The 20654-nt window shown below is 59.2% G+C and carries 21 protein-coding genes; 19 read left to right on the top strand and 2 right to left on the bottom strand.

All coding sequences use genetic code 11. The features are described 5' to 3' along the window. On the top strand, positions 1–228 hold a 228-nt coding region (locus tag ABID19_RS33465; RefSeq protein ID WP_354494756.1), incomplete at its 5' end, for a hypothetical protein. A 297-nt stretch (positions 229–525) separates the two neighbouring features. On the opposite strand, the gene ABID19_RS33460 is transcribed toward ABID19_RS33465, so the two are convergent. Further along, positions 526–822, bottom strand: a complete 297-nt coding sequence (locus ABID19_RS33460) for a hypothetical protein (protein ID WP_263807148.1) — start codon at positions 820–822, stop codon at positions 526–528. A 1200-nt stretch (positions 823–2022) separates the two neighbouring features. Continuing rightward, the gene (locus ABID19_RS33455; RefSeq protein WP_263807147.1) at positions 2023–3138 is read right to left on the bottom strand and encodes a Fic family protein; all 1116 of its coding nucleotides are present in this window, start codon (positions 3136–3138) and stop codon (positions 2023–2025) included. A gap of 127 nt (positions 3139–3265) precedes the next feature. On the opposite strand from ABID19_RS33455, the gene ABID19_RS33450 reads away from it, so the two are divergent. The 18 genes from ABID19_RS33450 (at position 3266) to ABID19_RS33365 (ending at position 20447) form a co-directional block, all read left to right on the top strand. Next, positions 3266–3589: a helix-turn-helix domain-containing protein gene (locus ABID19_RS33450; RefSeq protein WP_263807146.1), complete on the top strand. Its 324-nt coding sequence runs from the start codon at positions 3266–3268 to the stop codon at positions 3587–3589. Positions 3590–4150: 561 nt separating this feature from the next. Then, the gene (gene nifH, locus ABID19_RS33445; RefSeq protein ID WP_006199559.1) at positions 4151–5044 is read left to right on the top strand and encodes a nitrogenase iron protein; all 894 of its coding nucleotides are present in this window, start codon (positions 4151–4153) and stop codon (positions 5042–5044) included. A 103-nt stretch (positions 5045–5147) separates the two neighbouring features. Continuing rightward, positions 5148–6650: a nitrogenase molybdenum-iron protein alpha chain gene (gene nifD / locus ABID19_RS33440; RefSeq protein WP_263807145.1), complete on the top strand. Its 1503-nt coding sequence runs from the start codon at positions 5148–5150 to the stop codon at positions 6648–6650. Between the two features lie 127 nt (positions 6651–6777). After that, on the top strand, positions 6778–8319 hold the full coding sequence (gene nifK / locus ABID19_RS33435) for a nitrogenase molybdenum-iron protein subunit beta (protein ID WP_263807144.1): 1542 nt from the start codon (positions 6778–6780) through the stop codon (positions 8317–8319). Between the two features lie 63 nt (positions 8320–8382). Further along, entirely contained in the window at positions 8383–9873 is a 1491-nt protein-coding gene (gene nifE, locus ABID19_RS33430) for a nitrogenase iron-molybdenum cofactor biosynthesis protein NifE (RefSeq protein WP_263807143.1), read from the top strand. A 9-nt stretch (positions 9874–9882) separates the two neighbouring features. Next, entirely contained in the window at positions 9883–11265 is a 1383-nt protein-coding gene (gene nifN / locus ABID19_RS33425) for a nitrogenase iron-molybdenum cofactor biosynthesis protein NifN (protein WP_263807142.1), read from the top strand. Beyond that, the gene (nifX, locus tag ABID19_RS33420) at positions 11231–11728 is read left to right on the top strand and encodes a nitrogen fixation protein NifX (RefSeq protein WP_263807141.1); all 498 of its coding nucleotides are present in this window, start codon (positions 11231–11233) and stop codon (positions 11726–11728) included. Before nifN ends, nifX begins: the two co-directional genes overlap by 35 nt. Positions 11729–11754: 26 nt before the next feature. After that, on the top strand, positions 11755–12231 hold the full coding sequence (locus ABID19_RS33415; RefSeq protein WP_006199553.1) for a NifX-associated nitrogen fixation protein: 477 nt from the start codon (positions 11755–11757) through the stop codon (positions 12229–12231). 27 nt (positions 12232–12258) lie between these two features. Next, positions 12259–13044: a response regulator transcription factor gene (locus ABID19_RS33410; protein WP_263791871.1), complete on the top strand. Its 786-nt coding sequence runs from the start codon at positions 12259–12261 to the stop codon at positions 13042–13044. Positions 13045–13149: 105 nt separating this feature from the next. Next, positions 13150–14031 carry a universal stress protein gene (locus ABID19_RS33405; protein WP_263807140.1) on the top strand — a complete coding sequence of 294 codons (882 nt, stop codon included), beginning with the start codon at positions 13150–13152 and terminating at the stop codon, positions 14029–14031. Positions 14032–15383: 1352 nt separating this feature from the next. Beyond that, positions 15384–16544: a TlpA disulfide reductase family protein gene (locus ABID19_RS33400; RefSeq protein WP_263807139.1), complete on the top strand. Its 1161-nt coding sequence runs from the start codon at positions 15384–15386 to the stop codon at positions 16542–16544. 340 nt (positions 16545–16884) lie between these two features. Continuing rightward, positions 16885–17355 (top strand): DUF269 domain-containing protein, encoded by a 471-nt coding sequence (locus ABID19_RS33395; RefSeq protein WP_263807138.1) that lies wholly within the window; start codon positions 16885–16887, stop codon positions 17353–17355. Positions 17356–17381: 26 nt separating this feature from the next. Continuing rightward, on the top strand, positions 17382–17585 hold the full coding sequence (locus ABID19_RS33390; protein ID WP_263807137.1) for a CCE_0567 family metalloprotein: 204 nt from the start codon (positions 17382–17384) through the stop codon (positions 17583–17585). Next, positions 17582–17902 carry a ferredoxin III, nif-specific gene (fdxB, locus tag ABID19_RS33385; RefSeq protein WP_263807136.1) on the top strand — a complete coding sequence of 107 codons (321 nt, stop codon included), beginning with the start codon at positions 17582–17584 and terminating at the stop codon, positions 17900–17902. Before ABID19_RS33390 ends, fdxB begins: the two co-directional genes overlap by 4 nt. 93 nt (positions 17903–17995) lie before the next feature. Beyond that, positions 17996–18247, top strand: coding sequence for an exopolysaccharide production repressor protein (locus ABID19_RS33380; protein ID WP_412177317.1), 252 nt, complete (start codon positions 17996–17998; stop codon positions 18245–18247). An 89-nt stretch (positions 18248–18336) separates the two neighbouring features. Continuing rightward, complete coding sequence (locus ABID19_RS33375; RefSeq protein ID WP_263807190.1) at positions 18337–18510, top strand: hypothetical protein; 174 nt, start codon at positions 18337–18339, stop codon at positions 18508–18510. 74 nt (positions 18511–18584) lie between these two features. Next, complete coding sequence (locus ABID19_RS33370; RefSeq protein ID WP_263807189.1) at positions 18585–19598, top strand: 1-aminocyclopropane-1-carboxylate deaminase; 1014 nt, start codon at positions 18585–18587, stop codon at positions 19596–19598. 558 nt (positions 19599–20156) lie between these two features. Beyond that, positions 20157–20447, top strand: coding sequence for a hypothetical protein (locus ABID19_RS33365; protein WP_263807188.1), 291 nt, complete (start codon positions 20157–20159; stop codon positions 20445–20447). Positions 20448–20654: the final 207 nt, after the last annotated feature.

The raw sequence follows: 20654 nt of genomic DNA, 5'->3' as shown, positions 1-20654 counted from the left end.
GCTCCGCGCCAGCGCCCGTCGCTTCACCCGCCCAGCAGGGCACAACCCACGCCCGAAACGAACTCAAAACTGGATAGAAACTGGGGGCAAGGTCATTGTGACCAAAACGGCCAGGTCAATATGGGTGATCTGGGTGCCTTCAGACGGCTCGAGCAGGCCTTCAAAGGCGACGGCGCTGGAGGCGATATCGATGACCCCTGCTTGTGCGCGAGGAAGAAACAGGGGTGATCGGAAGTGTCGTTGTCGAAATAGGCGTGTGACGCCTCAACTGTGACGTCGCGCAAGAGCCTCGCTTCACGGAACTGTTCCGGCGTGTTGGCCAGTGGCACGCGGGCATAGGCATGCATGACCCTTTGATGCAGTTCTTCGGCATTTATCTGCTGATAAGGACCGACAAGCAGCAATTGGGCGAGCGCCCTGCGTTTGGATGTTGGCGTCGGGCCAGATGTGCGGGGAACAGCTACCGAGCACGGATGTCTGGAGAGGATGACGTGCCGATGTTTAACCGGAATGGGCCCGGTCCCCTCAGGCGCTTGTCTGGAACGTCGCCTGTTGGCCATGGGTTGCTCTTAGCTTTCTCTGTGCCTTTGTCGGTTCTAGTGTGTGCTGCAAACGCCATGCCATCTGACTTGAAAGCAGCGGGTTAAAGCGATCTTTTTGCCTTAGAGAAAGGACCATGCCTTCGCCAAGACCCCGCGCCATAGTCGCTTGCCTCACGCGCACCGAGCAAAGGTGCTGACCTGCGACTGCATCACCGGATTCTAAGGTGTTCCCTTTGAGATCGAAGGGATATCCGCCGACCGTGTCGTGAAGAGACGACATGCTGCCAATTTCCAAATCGCAGCTGAATGTTCGCGGATGCCCGTATTTGGTCGCACGTGCGCACCGGCTCGAAAATAGGCTGGCATGTTCTCGGCGCCGCCGCGCCGGCGGCCACGATCAGCGGACGAGGAGCCGCCACGAAGGAAAGCCTGCCGGCTATTATGGCGATCTCATCGGGCTGGCGGCCGACATCACGTTGAAGCCCAAGTCCGCCGCGGCGATTGCAGCACCCACAGCCTCTGCATTGGACCATCGATGTCTTTCCCAGCGCCGCTTTGTCGCAACCTTGCGGCGGCAGCTGCCATCGCGAAACGTTCGATGCTCGGGAAAGATGAAAACCCTATCGAACAGTCCGATGAAACCTCTTGTGTCCGAAGGTGGACAAAATGTCGGAAGCCCGACCAAAGGGTGAGGGGGCGGGCCGCCGGAACGAAGAGTGGTTCAACGCAGATGGTACATTAATTCGGCACGCGTCTTGCTTCGATGCTTCTGTCACGCCGGGCGGCAATTGTAGATCTCCGATTGGCCCCAAGGGCGGTTGATGATGAAGCGCTTCGTGCGGCAGCCATGACAAATGTGTCCGTCCGGATAGACGGAGTGGAGGTAAGACAAGCATGCTGGGCAGACATACTGATGCGCGGAAGTTCGTGCGATTCCCGGCGCCGATGCACGGATCTGCGGAGACGATCGCCGTCCTGACGGTCCGCGCCAGCAAAAATCGCAAGGACCTCACCGCAGCCCGCCGCCCACTCGGGAGGAGGCTGTGACGCCACGTGCGCAGAGGCGTGCGTATCGCTTTGTGAAGAGCTATGTAACGCGGAACGTACTATCGGACAGCGTCCCGATAAGCGCTCGCAAGATCTCGACAATTCTCGGCGTCAGCCCTGTCCCGGTGCGCGAAGCTATGTTTCGCGGTCGCATGAGGGCCTGATGGACTTTGTGCCTGAAAAGGGTTTCTACGCAGACGTTGTCCCAGTCTGATGTCCTCCAGGCGTGCGCCACCGGCAAGGCCGTGGCTGCCGCCGGACCGGTCGGAGTCGTTTCTAGAGCGTCACAGGGCATCAATTGGCAAACCGAAGGTGTCGGCCGAATGCTTTAATCGCGAGGTCGGCGAGGGGACGAGGGCCGCCCCTGCCGGGTTGCAGGCGCCACCCCTCAAATCTCGGGCAAGCAGGCTGCTTCTTCTTGCTCTGTTGTGGTTTACGCGCGGCCATCAAGAATGTTCAGCGCGTAGCGGGTGTGTCGCCGTTCGCCGGTTCTTGTCAGTGCACCCTTGGCAACGAGGTCCTGCATATCTCTTGTCGCCGTCGCGCGCGATGCCTGTGTGATGGCGACATAGTTTTCGGCGCTGAGCCCTCCTTTGAAGCCGTCGATGCCTTCGCGGAACATCCGGGCAATGACCTTTTCCTGTCGCTCGTTGAGCTGATCCCGGTAACGTTCATAAAACTTAGCCTTGGCGACGGAGAATTCAACACGGGCGAGGGTTACGCGCTGGGCTTCAAGGATCGTGTTGGCGAAGTAGAGCAGCCAATTGGTAATCGCGTTGCTCTTGTTGTTGGCCTCCAGGCTATCGTAATAGGCCTTGCGGTGGCGCTCGATCGTGTACGCCAAAGCGATGAGAGTTGGCTCACCCAGGCTTTGCGCCAGCGCCTTTTCACAAAGGGCACGCCCTATGCGGCCGTTGCCATCCTCGAACGGGTGGATGCTCTCGAAATAAAGGTGCGCGATACCGGCACGCGTCAATGCCGGGAGCGGTGTCTTGCCTTTGGGTGAGGTATCGTTGAACCAAGCGGCGAAGGCGTCCATTTCAGTTCTCACCCGCGCCGACGGCGGCGCTTCGAAATGCACTTTGGGCTTATCCAGCCGATTGGAAACGATCTGCATGGCGGCGGCATGCTGGCGATAGTTGCCGATGGTCTCGATACGCCGCTCACCCGACATCACCATCTTGTGCCAAGCGTAGAGGGTGCGATGCGAGAGCACATCGGCAAAATGCAAATACACATCAGCCATCATTTCCGCGATGCCGCGCTCGGCAGGGGGAATGCGCCTTGTCTCGCTGCCCAATCCAAGTTGCTGGCGCAAGGATGATTGCAGACTCTCGCGGTTGAGATACTCCCCCTCAATCGCGGATGTCTTCAATGCCTCTTCGCTGATGAGATCGATGCGGATCTGGTCGCGCTCGTCGGAACCGACGTGCCGAAAGACGCCCAGGAACTCGCCTGATCGCAGCAGGAACTCGCTTTCCAGCGGTTCCAATATATTCTTATCGTAGGTAAAATGCGGCCAGTCGGCCTGCTCCCAATTCCATGCCATGAGTTATAGGGCACCTTTCTATAGCTCATCCTTGCACAAATAGTGAGCTATAGCAATCTCTGCTATGCCTCAGCGATTGAAGCGGGCGCGGGAAGACTACGAAACAAAATGATGAGGTCGGACGGATATGACAATCGATATGGAACAGGGGACGGGTAACGTCTTTGCTGATCTTGGGCTACCCGATGCTGTCGACCGGCAGACCAAGACGCGTCTTGCTCTCGCCCTTAACGAGATCGTCAAGGCGCGTAAGCTGCGCCAGGTCGCGATAGCGACGTTACTCGGCATTCCACAATCCAAAGTGTCGGCGCTGGTAAATTATCGCCTCGATGGATTTTCCGTCGAACGGCTTATGGGTTGTCTTACGCTGCAAAACCGCGATGTCGAAATCGTCATCCGCCCTAGCCGCGACGATCGTGAGGGGCATGTTTCCGTGCATGCTTTGCGATGAGTGGTTATCTAGCCGACTAGCCGGACAACGGTCGGAGCCTCTGCCCCAAAAGCGGAACCCTTTGGTTCCTGCCGGGGTCCTTTGCCCCCTATTTTGTCAGGTCCTCAGGCCCTTCGGCTATGGAAACTGCGGTAATTTCGACACGAAATTTACACAGAACCCTATACATAGCCGCATGCGCAGATAAAATATGGTAATTATTTCAATTTGATAACGCAATGACTTAAAGTCCATTTCGCTGCGGGATCCCCGCTTCGCACAAAAAACAGGGGTTCCGCGGGGAAGAGGGCCGGCTCCGGCGAGGTCAGCAGCGTCGCAAGTTACGGCATCCGACGCGTCCTGTCGCCTTTGTCGGGTCCGCTACACAGGGGCTTGTTTAGCCCATCTCTTGTTTCGCCTCACGCTAAACAGCTGAAAAGCAATCATGAAATCTATTCTTCGACTCGGTCAGCCAAATTGGCATGAGTCTTGAAACCCTTTGGTGCGAGGCGGCGAAAGCTGCCGACCGGCATTCATGTTGCGGGCAGCCGCGATTGATAGGAACGAAGGAAGGAAAGCTACATGGCACGTCTGCGTCAGATTGCCTTTTACGGCAAGGGCGGCATCGGCAAATCCACCACCTCCCAAAATACACTCGCCGCACTTGTCGACCTCGGGCAGAAGATTCTCATCGTCGGCTGCGACCCTAAAGCCGACTCCACCCGCCTGATCCTGAATGCGAAGGCCCAGGATACGGTCCTGCACCTGGCGGCACAGGAAGGTTCGGTGGAAGACCTCGAACTCCAGGACGTGCTCAAGATTGGCTATAAAGGCATCAAGTGCGTGGAGTCCGGCGGTCCCGAGCCGGGTGTCGGCTGCGCGGGGCGCGGCGTCATCACCTCGATCAACTTCCTCGAGGAGAACGGCGCCTATGACGATGTCGACTATGTCTCCTATGACGTGCTCGGGGATGTGGTGTGCGGCGGTTTCGCGATGCCGATCCGCGAGAACAAGGCCCAGGAAATCTACATCGTCATGTCGGGCGAGATGATGGCGCTCTACGCCGCCAACAACATCGCCAAGGGCATCCTGAAATACGCCCATTCGGGCGGCGTGCGGCTTGGTGGCCTGATCTGCAACGAGCGCCAGACCGACCGCGAGCTCGACCTCGCCGAGGCGCTGGCTTCCAGGCTCAATTCCAAGCTCATCCACTTCGTGCCCCGCGACAACATCGTCCAGCACGCCGAACTCAGGAAGATGTCGGTGATCCAGTATGCGCCGGACTGCAAGCAGGCTGGGGAATACCGCGCACTGGCCGAGAAGATCCATGTCAATTCGGGCCAGGGCACCATCCCGACCCCGATCACCATGGAGGAGCTCGAGGACATGCTGCTCGACTTCGGCATCATGAAGACCGAGGAGCAGATGCTTGCCGAGCTTCAGGCCAAGGAAACGCCGAAGGCGGCCGCGCAGTAACGACGGCTGTCAAGCCAACATGAGGCGTGGCCTTGAGCTGGCGCGCCTTCCGAACAACGGCGCCTCGTCCGTGAGGCGTCATGCGAACCTTGAAAGGGGTCCCATGAGCCTCGAATACGAAAATGACGGTGCTCTGCATGCGAAGCTTATCGAGGAGGTGCTGTCGCAATATCCTGACAAGGCGGCCAAGCGCCGCAAAAAGCACCTCAGCGTCGCAAGGAGCGGAGACGAGGCTGGCGAGGAAGGCGAGGTCGTTTCCGAATGCGACGTCAAATCGAACATCAAGTCGATTCCTGGCGTGATGACCATTCGCGGCTGCGCCTATGCCGGCTCTAAGGGCGTGGTCTGGGGGCCAGTCAAGGATATGGTCCATATCTCGCACGGTCCGGTCGGCTGCGGGCAATATTCCTGGTCGCAGCGGCGCAACTACTACGTCGGTACGACGGGCATCAACACGTTCGGCACAATGCAGTTCACCTCCGACTTCCAGGAGAAGGACATTGTCTTCGGCGGAGACAAGAAGCTGGAACAGATCATCGACGAGATTGAGGAACTGTTTCCGCTGAACAAGGGCATGAGCGTGCAATCCGAATGCCCGATTGGCCTGATCGGCGACGACACCGAAGCGGTGTCCCGCAATAAGGCCAAAGAGCACGAAAAGACGATCGTGCCGGTGCGCTGCGAGGGTTTCCGCGGCGTTTCGCAATCACTCGGCCACCACATCGCCAACGATGCGATCCGCGATTGGGTCTTCGAGAAGAAGGACGTCGAGTTCGAGGCCGGCCCATTCGACGTCAATGTGATCGGCGACTACAATATCGGCGGCGACGCCTGGGCTTCGCGCATCCTACTCGAGGAGATGGGCCTGCGCGTGGTCGGCAACTGGTCGGGCGACGCCACGCTCGCCGAGATAGAACGCGCGCCGAAGGCCAAGCTCAACCTCATCCATTGCTACAGGTCGATGAACTACATCTGCCGGCACATGGAGGAAAAGTATGGCATCGACTGGATGGAGTACAATTTCTTCGGGCCCTCCCAGACCGAAGCCTCTCTGCGCAAGATAGCCAAGCATTTCGGGCCGGAAATCGAAGACAAGGCCGAGGCGGCCATCGCCAAATACCGGCCCCTGGTCGATGCGGTCATCGCCAAGTACCGGCCGCGCCTGGAAGGCAGGACGGTGATGCTCTATGTCGGCGGGCTGCGCCCCCGTCACGTCGTCACGGCCTATGAGGACCTGGGCATGGTGATCGTCGGCACCGGCTACGAATTTGGCCATAGCGACGATTATCAGCGCACCGGCCATTACGTGAAGAAGGGCACGCTGATCTATGACGACGTGACCGGTTACGAGCTGGAGAAGTTCATCGAGGGGATCCGCCCTGATCTCGTTGGCTCCGGCATCAAGGAAAAATACCCGGTGCAGAAGATGGGCATACCGTTCCGTCAAATGCATTCCTGGGACTATTCCGGCCCGTATCACGGCTATGACGGCTTCGCCATCTTCGCCCGCGACATGGATCTGGCCATCAACAACCCGGTCTGGGACCTCTACGACGCCCCCTGGAAGAACAAACCCGAGCCGTCGGCGGCAATCGCAGCCGAATAGAACCTGGCCTCCCGGAGGCCGGGAGGCGGCGAACGCCTGCGGCCCTGTGTCCGCGGGAGACCTGAAAATGTCTTGATTGTCCCTGTGCCGCCCTATGGCGCGGCCAGATGGAAAAGAGGTAACGACCATGCCGCAGTCGGCTGAAAAAGTTCTTGACCATGCTCCGCTGTTCCGCGAGCCGGAATACAGGCAGATGCTCGCCGAGAAGAAGCTGAATTTCGAGTGTCCGCACCCCGACCAGGTCGTTACCGATCAACGCGAATTCACCAAGACATGGGAATACCGCGAAAAGAACCTCGCCCGCGAAGCGCTTGTCGTGAACCCCGCCAAGGCCTGCCAGCCGCTCGGCGCAGTGTTCGCGGCCGCGGGCTTCGAGCGAACCATGTCCTTCGTCCACGGCAGCCAGGGCTGCGTGGCCTATTACCGCTCGCACCTGTCGCGCCATTTCAAGGAGCCCGCTTCGGCGGTTTCGTCCTCTATGACGGAGGACGCGGCAGTGTTCGGCGGCCTGAAGAACATGGTCGACGGGCTGGCCAACACGTATAAGCTCTATGACCCGAAGATGATCGCCGTCTCGACCACTTGCATGGCCGAGGTCATTGGCGACGACCTGCACAGCTTCATCGAGAACGCCAGGGACGAAGGCTCGGTCCCGCGCGACTTCGACGTGCCCTTCGCCCACACGCCGGCCTTCGTCGGCAGCCATGTCGACGGCTATGACGGCACGGTCAAGGGCATTCTGGAACACTTCTGGAAAGGCGCGGAGCGAACCGAAGAAGGTGGAACCATCAACATCATTCCGGGTTTCGACGGCTTTTGCGTTGGCAACAACCGGGAACTCAAGCGCCTGCTCGATGTGATGGACGTGTCCTATACCTTCATTCAGGACGCCTCTGACCAGTTCGACACGCCGTCGGACGGCGAATACCGCATGTACGACGGCGGCACGAAGATCGAAGACGTGAAGAAGGCCCTCAACGCCGAAGCGACACTTTCGCTCCAGCATTACAACACTCGAAAAACGCTTGAATATTGTGAGGAGGTCGGGCAGGCTACGGCCTCGTTTCACTACCCGCTCGGCGTCCAGGCGACCGACGAATTGCTGATGAAGGTCTCGGCGATTTCCGGCAAGGAAATCCCCGAGACAATCCGCCTGGAGCGCGGCCGACTTGTCGACGCCATGGCGGACAGCCAATCCTGGCTGCACGGCAAGAAGTACGCGATCTACGGCGATCCGGATTTTGTCTACGCCATGGCCCGCTTCGTCATGGAGACCGGCGGCGAGCCGACGCATTGCCTCGCCACCAACGGCACCTCGGCATGGGAATCCGAGTTGAAGCAACTGCTTGCATCATCGCCCTTCGGCAAGGATGCTCAGGTCTGGGCGGGCAAGGACCTCTGGGCGATGCGCTCGCTGCTCTTCACAGAACCGGTGGATCTGCTGATCGGCAATTCCCATGGCAAGTACCTGGAGCGCGACACCGGCACGCCGCTGATCCGGCTGATGTTCCCGATCTTCGACCGGCACCATCACCATCGCTTTGCGCTCATGGGCTACCAAGGCGGCTTGCGTGTACTGACGACGATCCTCGACAAGATCTTCGACAAGCTTGATCGCGAGACAAGCGAGACGGGCGTGACGGACTATTCTTATGACCTCACCCGCTAAGGTTGGCGGCCGGCTTTCCGCCGCCGCCGTCCGTCCCCCCAATGGACTTTGGAGACATACGCAGTGTCCTCGCTCAGTGCCAAAATCCAGGATGTCTTCAACGAGCCCGCCTGTGATAGGAACCGCGGCAAGGATGCCAAGGCGCGCAAAGAGGGCTGTTCGAAGCCGCTGACCCCCGGCGCGGCGGCTGGCGGCTGCGCCTTTGACGGCGCCAAGATTGTGCTGCAACCGATCACCGACGTCGCGCATCTGATCCATGCGCCGCTCGCCTGCGAGGGCAATTCCTGGGACAATCGCGGTGCGGCTTCGTCCGGGCCAACGCTGTGGCGCACGAGCTTCACGACGGACCTTACCGAACTCGACGTGGTGATGGGGCAGGGAGAGCGAAAGCTTTTCAAAGCGATCCGCGAGATCAAGGAAGCGTATGGGCCGCCGGCGATCTTCGTCTATTCGACCTGCGTGACGGCGCTGATCGGCGAGGACATCGAGGCGGTCTGCAAGCGCGCAGCGGAAAAATTCGGCTTGGCCGTTGTCCCGGTCGATGCACCAGGCTTCGTCGGCTCCAAGAATCTTGGCAACAAGCTTGCCGGCGAGGCGTTGCTCGATCATGTCATCGGCACGGTGGAGCCCGACGATGCCGGACCCTACGACATCAATATCCTTGGCGAATTCAATCTCGCGGGCGAGTTCTGGCTGGTGAAGCCGCTCCTTGACCGGCTCGGCATCAGGGTGCGCGCCTGCATTCCGGGCGACGCGCGCTATCTCGACGTTGCCTGCGCGCACCGCGCACGGGCGGCGATGATGGTGTGCTCGAGCGCGCTCATCAATCTCGCCCGCAAGATGGAGGAGCGCTGGGAGATCCCATTCTTCGAGGGCTCCTTCTACGGCATAACCGAGACCTCCGAAGCGCTCCGGCGGATCTCTGCGCTGCTCGTGAAGAAGGGAGCGGATCCAGAGATCCTTGACCGCACAGAGACGCTGATCGCACAGGAGGAGGGGATTGCGTGGAAGAAGCTCGCAGCCTACCGGCCGCGGCTCCAAGGCAAGCGCGTGCTGCTCAACACCGGCGGTGTGAAGTCCTGGTCGCTCGTCCATGCGCTGATGGAAATCGGCATCGAGATCGTCGGCACCTCGGTCAAGAAATCCACGGCCAAAGACAAGGAACGCATCAAGCAGATACTCAAGGACGACAACCACATGTTCGAGCAGATGGCAGCGCGCGAGCTTTACGCCATGCTGTCAGAACACAAGGCCGATATCATGCTCTCGGGCGGGCGCACGCAATTCATCGCGCTGAAAGCCAAGACACCCTGGCTCGACATCAACCAGGAGCGCCAACACCCTTATGCCGGCTATGACGGCATGGTGGAACTCGTGCGCCAGATCGACCTCGCCATTCATAACCCGATCTGGCGCCAGGTGCGTGAGCCCGCACCGTGGGATCGCCCGCCTGCGGTAAAGGACGAACTGTCGAGCACAAAGAGCGCGACCGCGACTGTCCAGGCTTTCAAGAAATTCGCCGGCGCGACAGCCGTCGACTTCGGCGCGTGTTGAGGAAAGCCGATGGTCCGCATCCTTCCCCAGACCAAAGCAGCGGCGGTCAATCCGCTGAAGTCGTCGCAGCCGCTCGGCGCCGCCTTGGCCTTTCTTGGGGTCGATGGTGCGATGCCGTTGTTCCACGGCAGCCAGGGCTGCACCAGCCTCGCGCTCGTGCTTTTCGTGCGGCATTTCAAGGAAGCCATCCCCTTGCAGACAACGGCGATGGACGAGGTGGCGACCATCCTCGGCGGGGCGGACCGTCTGGAAGAAGCGATCCTCAACCTCAAGGCCCGTACAAAGCCAACGCTGATCGGGGTCTGCACGACGGCGCTCGTGGAAACCCGTGGCGAAGACTGTGCTGGAGAAATCGCCACCATCAAGCTGAAGCGCGCGGAAGACATCGCGGGTACGGAGGTGGTACTGGCCAACACGCCGGATTTCGACGGCGCGATCGAAGAGGGCTGGGCCAAAGCCGTCACCGCGATGATCGAAGGGATTACACGGCCAGGCCAGCAGGCGCGGCAATCAAAGAAGATTGCAATCCTGCCCGGCTGGCACCTCACTGTGGCTGACATCGAGCATTTGCGCGAGATGGTTGAAAGCTTTGGGCTCAAGCCGGTGATCCTGCCCGACATCTCCGGCTCGCTCGACGGCACGGTGCCCGACCGCTGGATCACGACCACCTATGGCGGCACCAGCGTCGAGGATATCCGTGAGCTTGGCACGGCCGCGCAATGCATCGTCATCGGGGAGCATATGCGGCGCCCGGCGGAGGTGCTGCAGAGGGTGACCGGCATGCCATACGTGCTGTTCCAGTCGCTGACGGGATTGCGGGGCGCCGACCGGTTCGTCTCACTGATGGCTGCGATTTCAGGCGTGGCGGTGCCGGCCGGGGTGCGCCGTCGCCGGGCGCAATTGCAGGACGCGTTGCTCGACGGACATTTCCATTTCGGAGGCAAGAAAATTGCGATCGCTGCTGAACCAGACCAACTCTACCAACTCGCAACCTTCTTCACCGACATGGGCTCCGACATCGCGGCGGCGGTCGTCACGACCGACATGTCGAAAATTCTGCAGAAAATACCGGCGGAGTCGGTTCAAGTCGGCGATCTCGGCGATTTGGAAGCGCTTGGCGCCGACGCTGATCTTCTCGTTACTCATTCCCACGGCCGCCAGGCGGCGCAGCGCCTTGGCATCCCGCTCATGCACGTCGGCTTCCCGATCTTCGACCGGCTCGGCAGCCAGCACAAGCTCACAATCCTCTATCAGGGGACTCGGGACCTGATCTTCGAGGTTGCCAACATCTTCCAGGCCAACCGCCACGCGCCGACACCTGAGGCGCTTGATCCACTCCGTAAGCGAGACATGCCAGATGAGCTCCGTTCGTCGCCTCTCACTCGTCACTGACGAAGTCCACGCATCGGTGCCGGAACGGCAAGCCGGCGCCTTGCGCGTCGCGATCGCCACGCAAGACATGAAGAGCCTCAACGCCCATTTCGGGTCGGCCAGGCGCTTTGCTGTCTACGATGTCACGCGCGAGGAGTGGGGTCTCGTGGAAGCCGTGGCCTTCGATGATGTTTCCGATGAGAGCGGGAAGCATCGGACTGACGGCGATGATCGCATCACCCCGAAAGTCGAGGCGCTGAGGGGCTGTCATCTCCTGTTTTGTCTGGCTATCGGCGGACCGTCGGCAGCCAGGGTTGTTTCGGCAAAAATCCACCCAATCAAAGTGCCGAAGCCCCAGACCATCCAGGAGGTGCTGTTGCGCACGCAGATGATGCTGAGGACATGTCCTCCCCCCTGGTTGCGCAAGGTGCTGGCGGAGGCAGGCGTCGCCGAAAAGAAACCGTCGTTCGAGGACGAGGACTGAGAGGACTGAAATGAGGAGAACGCGAAATGGATGCCGCGGTTAGCCTTGCTGTCGCCGAGGACGAGGCGGCCCTTGCCACCCCGTTCGTCAAATGCCTCGTGCGGCTGATCCGTGCTCAGGATTCCTACGGGTCATGGGAAGGCAAACCGGATGCCGAGCTGCTGGGCGACTTCATCGTCACCAAGCAACAGCTCCGTGCGATCCCGATCATCGGCGATCCCGATCCGGACGTGCTGTGGCGGCTCAACATGTTTTACGCCGCCGTCGGGCTAACCATCGAGGAGCGCTCCGGCTTGATGGCATCGCCGATGATGGAGATGAGCCATGAGGGTTTCGGGCGCGTCGTTTTGACGTCCGGGCGGTTGGTCGTTCTGTCGAAGACCCTGCGCGACGTCCACCGGTTCGGCTTCGAGACGTTATGGAAACTCGCGGCGGCCGGTACGAAACTGGCCGGCGATGCGACCGCAGCCCTTGAAACCTATCCCGAGGTGGCACGGGCGTGATGGAACCGATTTTCAAGCAAGGGGATCATGTCAGGTTCTGAGGACAGGCAATGGCCAGCCCACTCCACCGAGGCGGTCGAGGCCGATTTGGTTCTTGGGGTAGCGCTGATGAAGCCACTGGTCTTGATCTGTTCGCAAGATGCGGAGTTGTATCTGTTCCTCAGCCACATCCTGGGGGTGGACGGCTTCACAAGTGAGCCGGCAGGCGGCGTGGACGACGCTCTCGCATTGGCCGATGATCGGGAGCTCCAGGCGGTCGTGCTGGACTGCGGGCCAACAAGCGCGACAGGCTCCACAATTTGTGCCCGGCTCAAGGGCGAGCCACGGACCGGCGATCTGCCCGTTATTGCCCTGATCGCGCCAGGTGCCGAGAACCAGCACCTTGATCTGTTGAAGGCAGGCATTGACGAGAGCTTTGTGCGGCCGATCGCGCCGGCCACGCTGCTTGACTGTCTGCGGACGAAGCTGGCGCTGCCGAAGCCAGGTTCAAACGGAATTGAAAACGGCAGTTGGCTCCGCTGCGGCGGGCTCGAGATGAAGCTCGATGCCTACCGGGTTCGCGGCAATGGCCACGACATCCATCTCGGACCTCTCGAGTTCAATCTGCTGCGGCAGTTTCTTGAGACTCCAGGCAAGGTCTTCAGCCGAGACGAGCTGATCGACGCGGCCTGGCCGGACAATATCCATATCGGTGCGCGCACCGTCGACGTCCATATAAGCCGGATCAGAAAGGCGCTGAAGGCGGCTTCGCCAGGCAGCATCATTCGCACCGTCAGGTCGGCCGGCTACTCGCTCGAGAAGCCGGACGACTAAACAGGGCAGGGGTGGGTGCCACTCCCGTCTGCGTCCTGGCCAGGGTAAGTCTTGCGGCTTCGAAACGCGCCTGCGGGCACGACAAACTCAGGGAGAGGCAGTCAGATGGCCTTCAAAAGCCTACTCAGTGTAATGGGAGCTGACCACTCCGATCGGGATGTCAGAACAGCTGCCGGCTTGTGCGCCGAGGTCGGCGCATATCTGTCCGTTCTGATTATGTCGCCTCCTCGGCTCGTTATGTCGCCTCCGCCGCCATGCGATGGCATCCCCGAATGGCCTGAACAACACGCAAGGGCCATTGCCAGACTGGAAAAACGCTACAGGCAAATCGAGACATTTTCCCAGGACATGGCCAGTCTGGAAAAAACATCCAGGGAAATTCATAAACTGCTGAGAGCCACGTGGCGGTGCTATGATGTCGATATTGCCAACTGCGATCGGGCCAGCGTCGGTGAGGCGGTGCGACAGCGCGCGCTCTGTACCGACCTGACAATCGTCGGCCCCGCACTTCTCAACGACATTAGTCTCGGACCTTTAGTTATCGACGGCAGCTTGTTTGACACCGGAAGGCCGGTGCTTGTCGTGCCGAACGGCTCTGAGGCTACTCTGTCGCCACGGCGCGTGCTGGTCGGATGGGATGCGCGAGCCGAGGCGTCCCGTGCGGTTCGGGAAGCGCTGGATCTGCTATCCGGTGCAGAGGAAGTTCGTGTCGCCCTCGTCGATCCGGAGGCGACCTGTAGCGGCGACGAGCCGGGAGCCGACATTGCTGCCTATCTCACTCGGCACGGTGCTCGGGTGTCGGTTGACCGGCTAGCGAGTGCCGGCAAACCGGTGGCCACAGTGCTCGCGCAGCACGCAATCGACACGTCTGCCGACATGATTGTCATGGGCGCGTACGGCAGCCGTCGGCTGCGCGAGCGGCTCTTCGGTGGCGTGACGAGATGGATCGTTCGCAAGCCGCCATTGCCGCTGTTTTTGGCTCGTTGACGGGTTCCCAAGGTGCAGCATGCTGTTCGAAGCTCTACTCCCCTGCGTTATGTATCCTGACGCCAAGTCGCAGAAAGATCGCGGCAAACACGCAGGTTTCGCGAAGCTCCTCGAGCGAATTTGCACGCGCCATCGCGAAGAACATCCCGGACGTCTCGAGCGCGCTCGGGGTTTCTGCACGCCCGAGATGACCGGTGACGCGCAGACCAACGGCCGCGCACAGGTACAGGCGCCTCAATGCGCTCAAAACCACCGCTTCGCAGGTCGACGTCAGGTCGAGAAAGAGAGTCGTTTCAGCGCGGCAGGCCGCGTTCGGACCTTAGCCGCATCGTATTGGCGTTATCACGATTTCCCTCATCACTGGCCGGGAGCTGAACACCGCAACGACCGTGCAGTGGCCAAGGCACCGACCTTCGAGTCGGGACGGTCGGGCTCTTGCCGGCGTCGGCGCGAACGATGGCATCAATCCCATGTCATCGCCTAGGATGGTAGCCCGGGTTAGTGCGGACGGCGGCATCTTCGTTTTCGGTCGGTCGGGCCCGACCCCGCTTGGCGACAGAGCGGTCTTTGGGTTGTCAATTTCGCCAACGCTTACATTCCCACCATGAATTCCCGTTGCACCTGAGCACCGGGAATACAGAAGATAGACACAAAGCAGGATTCCCGCAGAGTTCACCGGCAGGCACATGCCGGCTCTCATCCTGATCTTTTCGCCCCGATCATGGTCGTCAGATCTGACGATTCGGTATTCACGAGCCGCAGTTGAACCGGCTTCGTCGTAAAGAACTCCTATGCCGCCAGCCAGGAATTCAATCGCAAGCGGGGGAGGCGGCGCAGGAGGGGCACGGATGAAGCGGCCCCTTGCAAGTGGCGAGGTCCGCTACCGCCTCCGGACCGGAACGGCAAGAAGCTCAAGCGAGGTGGCGTTAGTAGAGGATGATGACGATCCTGATGGTTGCCAAGACAGTCATCATGGCCTTCTGCTTGTCCCTTAACCCAAATTATATGTTGCGTCGTCCGTAGCCACACTTTTCTGACCGCGACGCGGGGTGCTTGTCCAAAACCTGACAGCGACAGACAACATGTCAGGTTCGCTACAACCGGCCATCTTGGACGCTGTGAAGGTTTTTCAATGCGAAATCATGCGCTTAACGCGCGCTGTGCGCGCTGGCACGGCCTTTGCTAATTGACTGTTGCAGATTGTGATGTGGTAACACTGAGTGAAGGCTGACTGCATGCATATGCGCGAGACGATAGCTCTCCTTTCTTTGAACCCTTGTGCCCCTCTCTAAGAGGGAAACAAGCTCGGGCATTAGGTGGTGAAACCTGCGGCAACAGCTTTGGAGAGCAAGATGGTATTGCGGATGGAGTCACCGGCTCCTTCGATCAAAGTGGAGAACTGGCTGCGTGGCGAGCCCCTTGCGAACTTCCAGTCCGGCAAAGTGTATGTCGTTGAATTTTGGGCAACTTGGTGCGGACCATGTTCGACGGAGATGCTCCAACTGATGCTGTTCCAGGAAATATACAAGGACAGCGGACTTGAGGTCGTCGGGATAGCGGCGGATGAAGACGCTCCAACGGAAGTTGAGGCCCGAAGCAAGTTGGACGCATGGTTGACCGACAAGTGCTCGAATCTGAACTATCGGATCGGGTTCGACTTCACAGGCGAAATGAAGAAGCTTTGGAGGGAACCCAGCTTTTCCGTCGGGATTCCGACCTCGTTCGTGGTCGACCGAGACGGCCACATCGCTTTTATCGGTCATCCGAGCCAACTCGATGAGGTTTTGCCGGAAGTGCTGAACGGCAGCTGGCGCACCAGCGATAAAGCTAAAGCCGCCGATACGGAGCGGCTCGCCACAAGCGAACCTATGGCGCGCGAGCAAGCGTTGAAAAAGCCGATCGATGACAGATTCTGGGCGGCGGTGAAGTTGGAAGATTGGAAGACGGCGCTCTGGGCAATCGAAGAGGGCATCGCCTTGATGCCGGACGACATCAATTTCCGCCTGGCTCATGCGCATCTGTTGCTGCACAAAATCCAAGACATGTGGACCGGCTTGCCCGTCATACGCCAATTGGTTCGCGACGCGATCGACAAAAACTCCGAGGATTGGATGGTTTCGGCGCTAGACCAACTTTTCCATCCGGCCAATGACCATTCGCGCCTTCCCCCTGCTGAACGCTTCGCGATGGGCAAGGAGCTGTCCGAACACATCCTGGCACTGAATCCTCCGCACGGCGACAGCCCTAAGTCCCAGTCTTATCCGGCAGTCGCCCGGTACTATCACGAGAACGGCAACAACGATCGCGCGATCGAGTTGGTCGAACTGGCACTGACGTCGCTGGACGGTCCGGAGCCTATCCCGGACGAACTGAAAGAGCACCTTCTACCGGATCTCCTGCAGGCCCTGGCCAACTACAGGGGTGGCAAGGTTTGTTACGGCGCTCTCTGTGCGGCTCCGCAAAACAAGCTTCCCGGAGGTGCCAAAGCGCGGCCGCGCGAGAAGAGTCCATAAAAAGGAGGATGGTCGGGATGTTCACTGGCCAATTCGTCCATTTCCCTGGCGTGGCCGCAAGCAGGCCCCGTGCAGCACCGGATGGATTGTTTGCAGCGGGGTCGAGGCTCGAATCTTGCGGTGACCTGTGGCCGCATCACGGTGGAAGGGATGCTCGACGCGGATCCGCGTGGAAGGCCTTGCAGTCGAAGACACGACCAAGCTCGGCCACCGAGGCATCAATTCCATGGAATTGGCCGCCCCGAGCCGGGCGTCGGCTGCGCAAGTGTGCCCGAGGCAACCGTCTTCGAAAAAAGAAAGAGTTCTTCGCGGAAGAGGACAGAAATTGAGGAGATATGAAATGTCTGATGCCGCGGTTAGCCCCGCTGCCAACGAGGACGTGGCGGCCCTTGCCGCCCCGTTCGTCAAATGCCTCGTGCGGCTGATCCGTTCTCAGGAATCCTACTGCTTATGGGAAGGCAGATCGGACGCCACGCTGCTGGCCGACTTCATCGTCACCAGAAAAAAGCGCCATGTGTTCCCTGGCATGGGCTATTCCGATCCGGACGTGCTGTGGAGGCTCGATATGTTTTACACCGCTGTCGGGCTTGCGATCGCGGAGCGTTTCCGCCCGGTGACATCGCCAATCGTGGAGATGAAACCAGTCAGGCCTTCGGGCGCGTGCTTTTCAGGGGCGGGCAGTTGGTCGTTCTGCCCAGACCTGCATCAGTTCGGCTTCGAGACGTTCCGGCAACTCGCCGAGGCCGGTACGAAACTGGTCGACGATGCGACCGCAGCCACTGAAGCCTGTCCCGACGTGGCGCGGGCATGATGAAACCAATTTGCGAGGAACGATCAATGTCAGACCTTGAGGCGTTGCGGAAGAAAGTTCGCAAGCTGCAGTCCCGTGCGGGCACAGCGAAGATGGAATTGCACGACCTTGCCGAGGACCTCCCGGTCAACTGGACTGAGATCAAGGCGGTTGCCGAGAAAACGTTCACCGTGTTTGCTGAGTGGGACGCAGCCAAGAAGGACCTCGCTGCACTGGAGAATGCGCGATGAGCAGCGCTTTCGTCACCCGCGACGGCTCCAAATGGATGCCGGAGTATCTCACCGCTATCGATGGCACGACCTGCATCGGCTGCGGCCGCTGCTTCAAGGTCTGCTCGCGCGAGATCATGCACCTCTACGGCGTCGACGACGCGGGTGAAATCCTCGGCGCCTGTGACGGCGAGGACGACGACGACTTCGACGGCGAGCTCAATCGCATGATCATGGTCGTCGACCATGAAGGCCGCTGCATCGGCTGCGGAGCCTGCGCCCGCGTCTGCCCGAAGAACTGCCAGACCCATGTCGCGGCCGACAAGGTCGCTGCATGATATGGCGCACAAACCAGGAGAACGGCGTTGCCCCTTAGAATCTTTTATCGCGTCCTGTGGCTGGTCCTGTGCGGCAACGCTCTGACCGTCTACGTGGCTTCTCATTCCATCCGCGCAGTTGTCGTCACAACGCTGGCTTGTTGGCTGCTCCTCCAGGTAGGCTATTTCGGTAGCGTGCTCTTTCTGATCTGGCGGTCCGGCTGTGCTAGCAGAAATGGCCGAATGGCTGAGCATGTCGGCAGTTGCAAGGAGGTTGGGTCCCAGCCGTCAGACCATGACGAGGTGACGAATGAATCTGCAGATTTACTCCATCAAATGCTAGCCATATCGCTGCTGCTGCCTTGATTTGTCATGACAAGGTCTGCGCTCAGGATACTTTTGATCAACCTTGAATATTGAGCGGAACTTGCAAGGAATACAGGCTTGATACATCGATGGCGACCGCACTCCGGTCATTCTATTTAATTCGGGAAATGCAGCTTTTCGGTGCCATAGGCATAGTAGCTTTGTTGCAGGACGCCGCCCTGCGGGCGCTTCGTCTCGATGACGAAATGGCGCTGGAACTAATGATGGGGGCCTCTTCTGGAACGTTGGAGGAAGGCAGCTAAACCTCAAATCAAACATGCCTTTAGAATGACCGTGCAAGCTAATTTTAGCTCAATCACGAGTTGCCGGAGAGAAAATGCTGAAAAAATTCGAACGCTATCCGCTCACCTTTGGACCAACGCCCATCGAGAAGCTCGACCGCCTTGGCAAGCATCTAGGCGACAAGGTGGAAATCTACGCCAAACGCGAGGACTGCAATTCCGGTCTCGCATTTGGCGGAAACAAGCTGCGCAAGCTCGAATACATCATCCCCGACGCCATCGCGTCAAATGCCGATACGTTGGTCTCCATCGGCGGCGTGCAGTCAAACCACACGCGGATGGTCGCCGCGGTCGCCGCCAAGATCGGCATGAAATGCCTCCTGGTTCAGGAGAGCTGGGTTCCACATGAGGATGCCGTCTACGATCGGGTCGGCAACATTCTTTTGAGCCGCATCATGGGAGCAGAGCTGCGCCTGGTCGACGAGGGCTTTGACATCGGCATCCGCCGCAGTTGGGAAAAAGCGCTCTATGAGGTCAAGGCAAGGGGCGGCAGACCCTATGCGATACCCGCCGGGGCGTCTGTTCACGAAAAGGGCGGCCTCGGCTATGTGGGGTTCGCGGAAGAGGTGCGCGCCCAGGAGAAACAGCTTGGCTTTGCCTTCGACTACATCGTTGTTTGCACGGTCACAGGCTCAACGCATGCCGGCATGCTCGTCGGATTCGCCGAGGACGGTCGACAGTGCAACGTGATCGGTGTCGATGCCTCTGCCACCCCCACCAAAACCAAGGCGCAGGTGCTAAACATTGCCCAACATACAGCGAAGCTCGTCGATCTCGAAACGGAAATCGTCGAAGACGACGTGGTGCTGTTCGAGGAGTATGCGTACCCGTGTTATGGCATTCCGTCCGAAGAAACCAAGGAGGCCATCCGCCTGTGCGCGCGGCTCGAGGGGATAATTACCGATCCCGTCTATGAGGGAAAATCGATGCAAGGGATGATTGATCTCATTCAGAAAGGCTTCTTTCCAGAGGGATCGAGGGTCCTCTACGCGCATCTCGGCGGCGCGCCGGCGGTCAACGGCTACAGCTATACCTTCCGCAGCGGCTGACGCTCGACAGATTGCGATTGCGCCGTCCTGCCGATGCTTTCTTTCGAGGGCCGCCCGGCAACCGAGGGAGTCGGCGGATGATCAACCATCGCGACGTTGACGGAGTTATGCGGAAATGTTTTGATCGATGGATTTTTGCTGAATAATCCCAAGTTTGTGGACAATATTATTTTGAGTATTGCAGGATGAATCTTGTACAGACCGATATCGCAGGGGCGATGATACAATATCTGTTGGTGGCTGAAGCAACGTTCTATCCGAGTGGACTTTTTCTGTTAGCAATTAGAGAGTGGCCAAGAGCACCGGAAAAGTGGATTCATATCCGATGATCTCTGTCGTCCCAGGCGGCAGGATTTTGGAAATAACGACGACCACAGGTTGCATCGTCGGATGTTCCTGTTGCCCGCAGGACAAGTTCGCCCATCGGCAAAGAGCAGTCTCTCATGCGAACCGTCTTCGGCTTGAAGATTTCAAGGGATGTCTGGCGCGCGTACCAACTTCCGTCGACATTGGTTTTTCCGGTACTCCGAGCCTTGGTTCAATCCGGATTGCACCGAAATGGTCGAGCACGCTTACGCCAGAGGCCATGGCATCCGGATTTTCACGACGCTTGTAGGAATGAAGGAGTGGGATCTACAACGCCTGCAAGCGCTGCATGTGAGCGTATTCATGGTCCATGTTTTCGATGATGGCGCATACATGAATAGCTACGCTCGTCGTGAGAATGCGGAGAGCGTGTGGGCCAGAATGAATGCGTTGGACACCTTGCGATCCAAAGATTACGCGTTCGCGCTGGCAGCATTCAAACCCACCATCGAAGCGCCCAGAATGTGGCACCCACAGCGGTGACCACGAACAGAAGCGTGAAACCCGCAGACGACGAGGACCGCTGAAACCGCCGAGGAGGTCGTTGACCGATTACAGAAGGTGTCCAACTGGAATAATATCTTACATCCAAGCTTTTTTGCAATTTCTCTACGCTCACAAAAGCTTTTGAAAAATAACTTTTACACAAAATAACTTTATGCAACGCGAGGGTGGGGTAGAGCTTCAGCG

The sequence above is a fragment of the Mesorhizobium robiniae genome (genome assembly GCF_040545535.1).
GTDB classification, from domain to species: domain Bacteria; phylum Pseudomonadota; class Alphaproteobacteria; order Rhizobiales; family Rhizobiaceae; genus Mesorhizobium; species Mesorhizobium robiniae.
The sequence above is the reverse complement of the archived record's forward strand: the minus strand, read 5'-3'. Positions and strand labels throughout refer to the sequence as shown.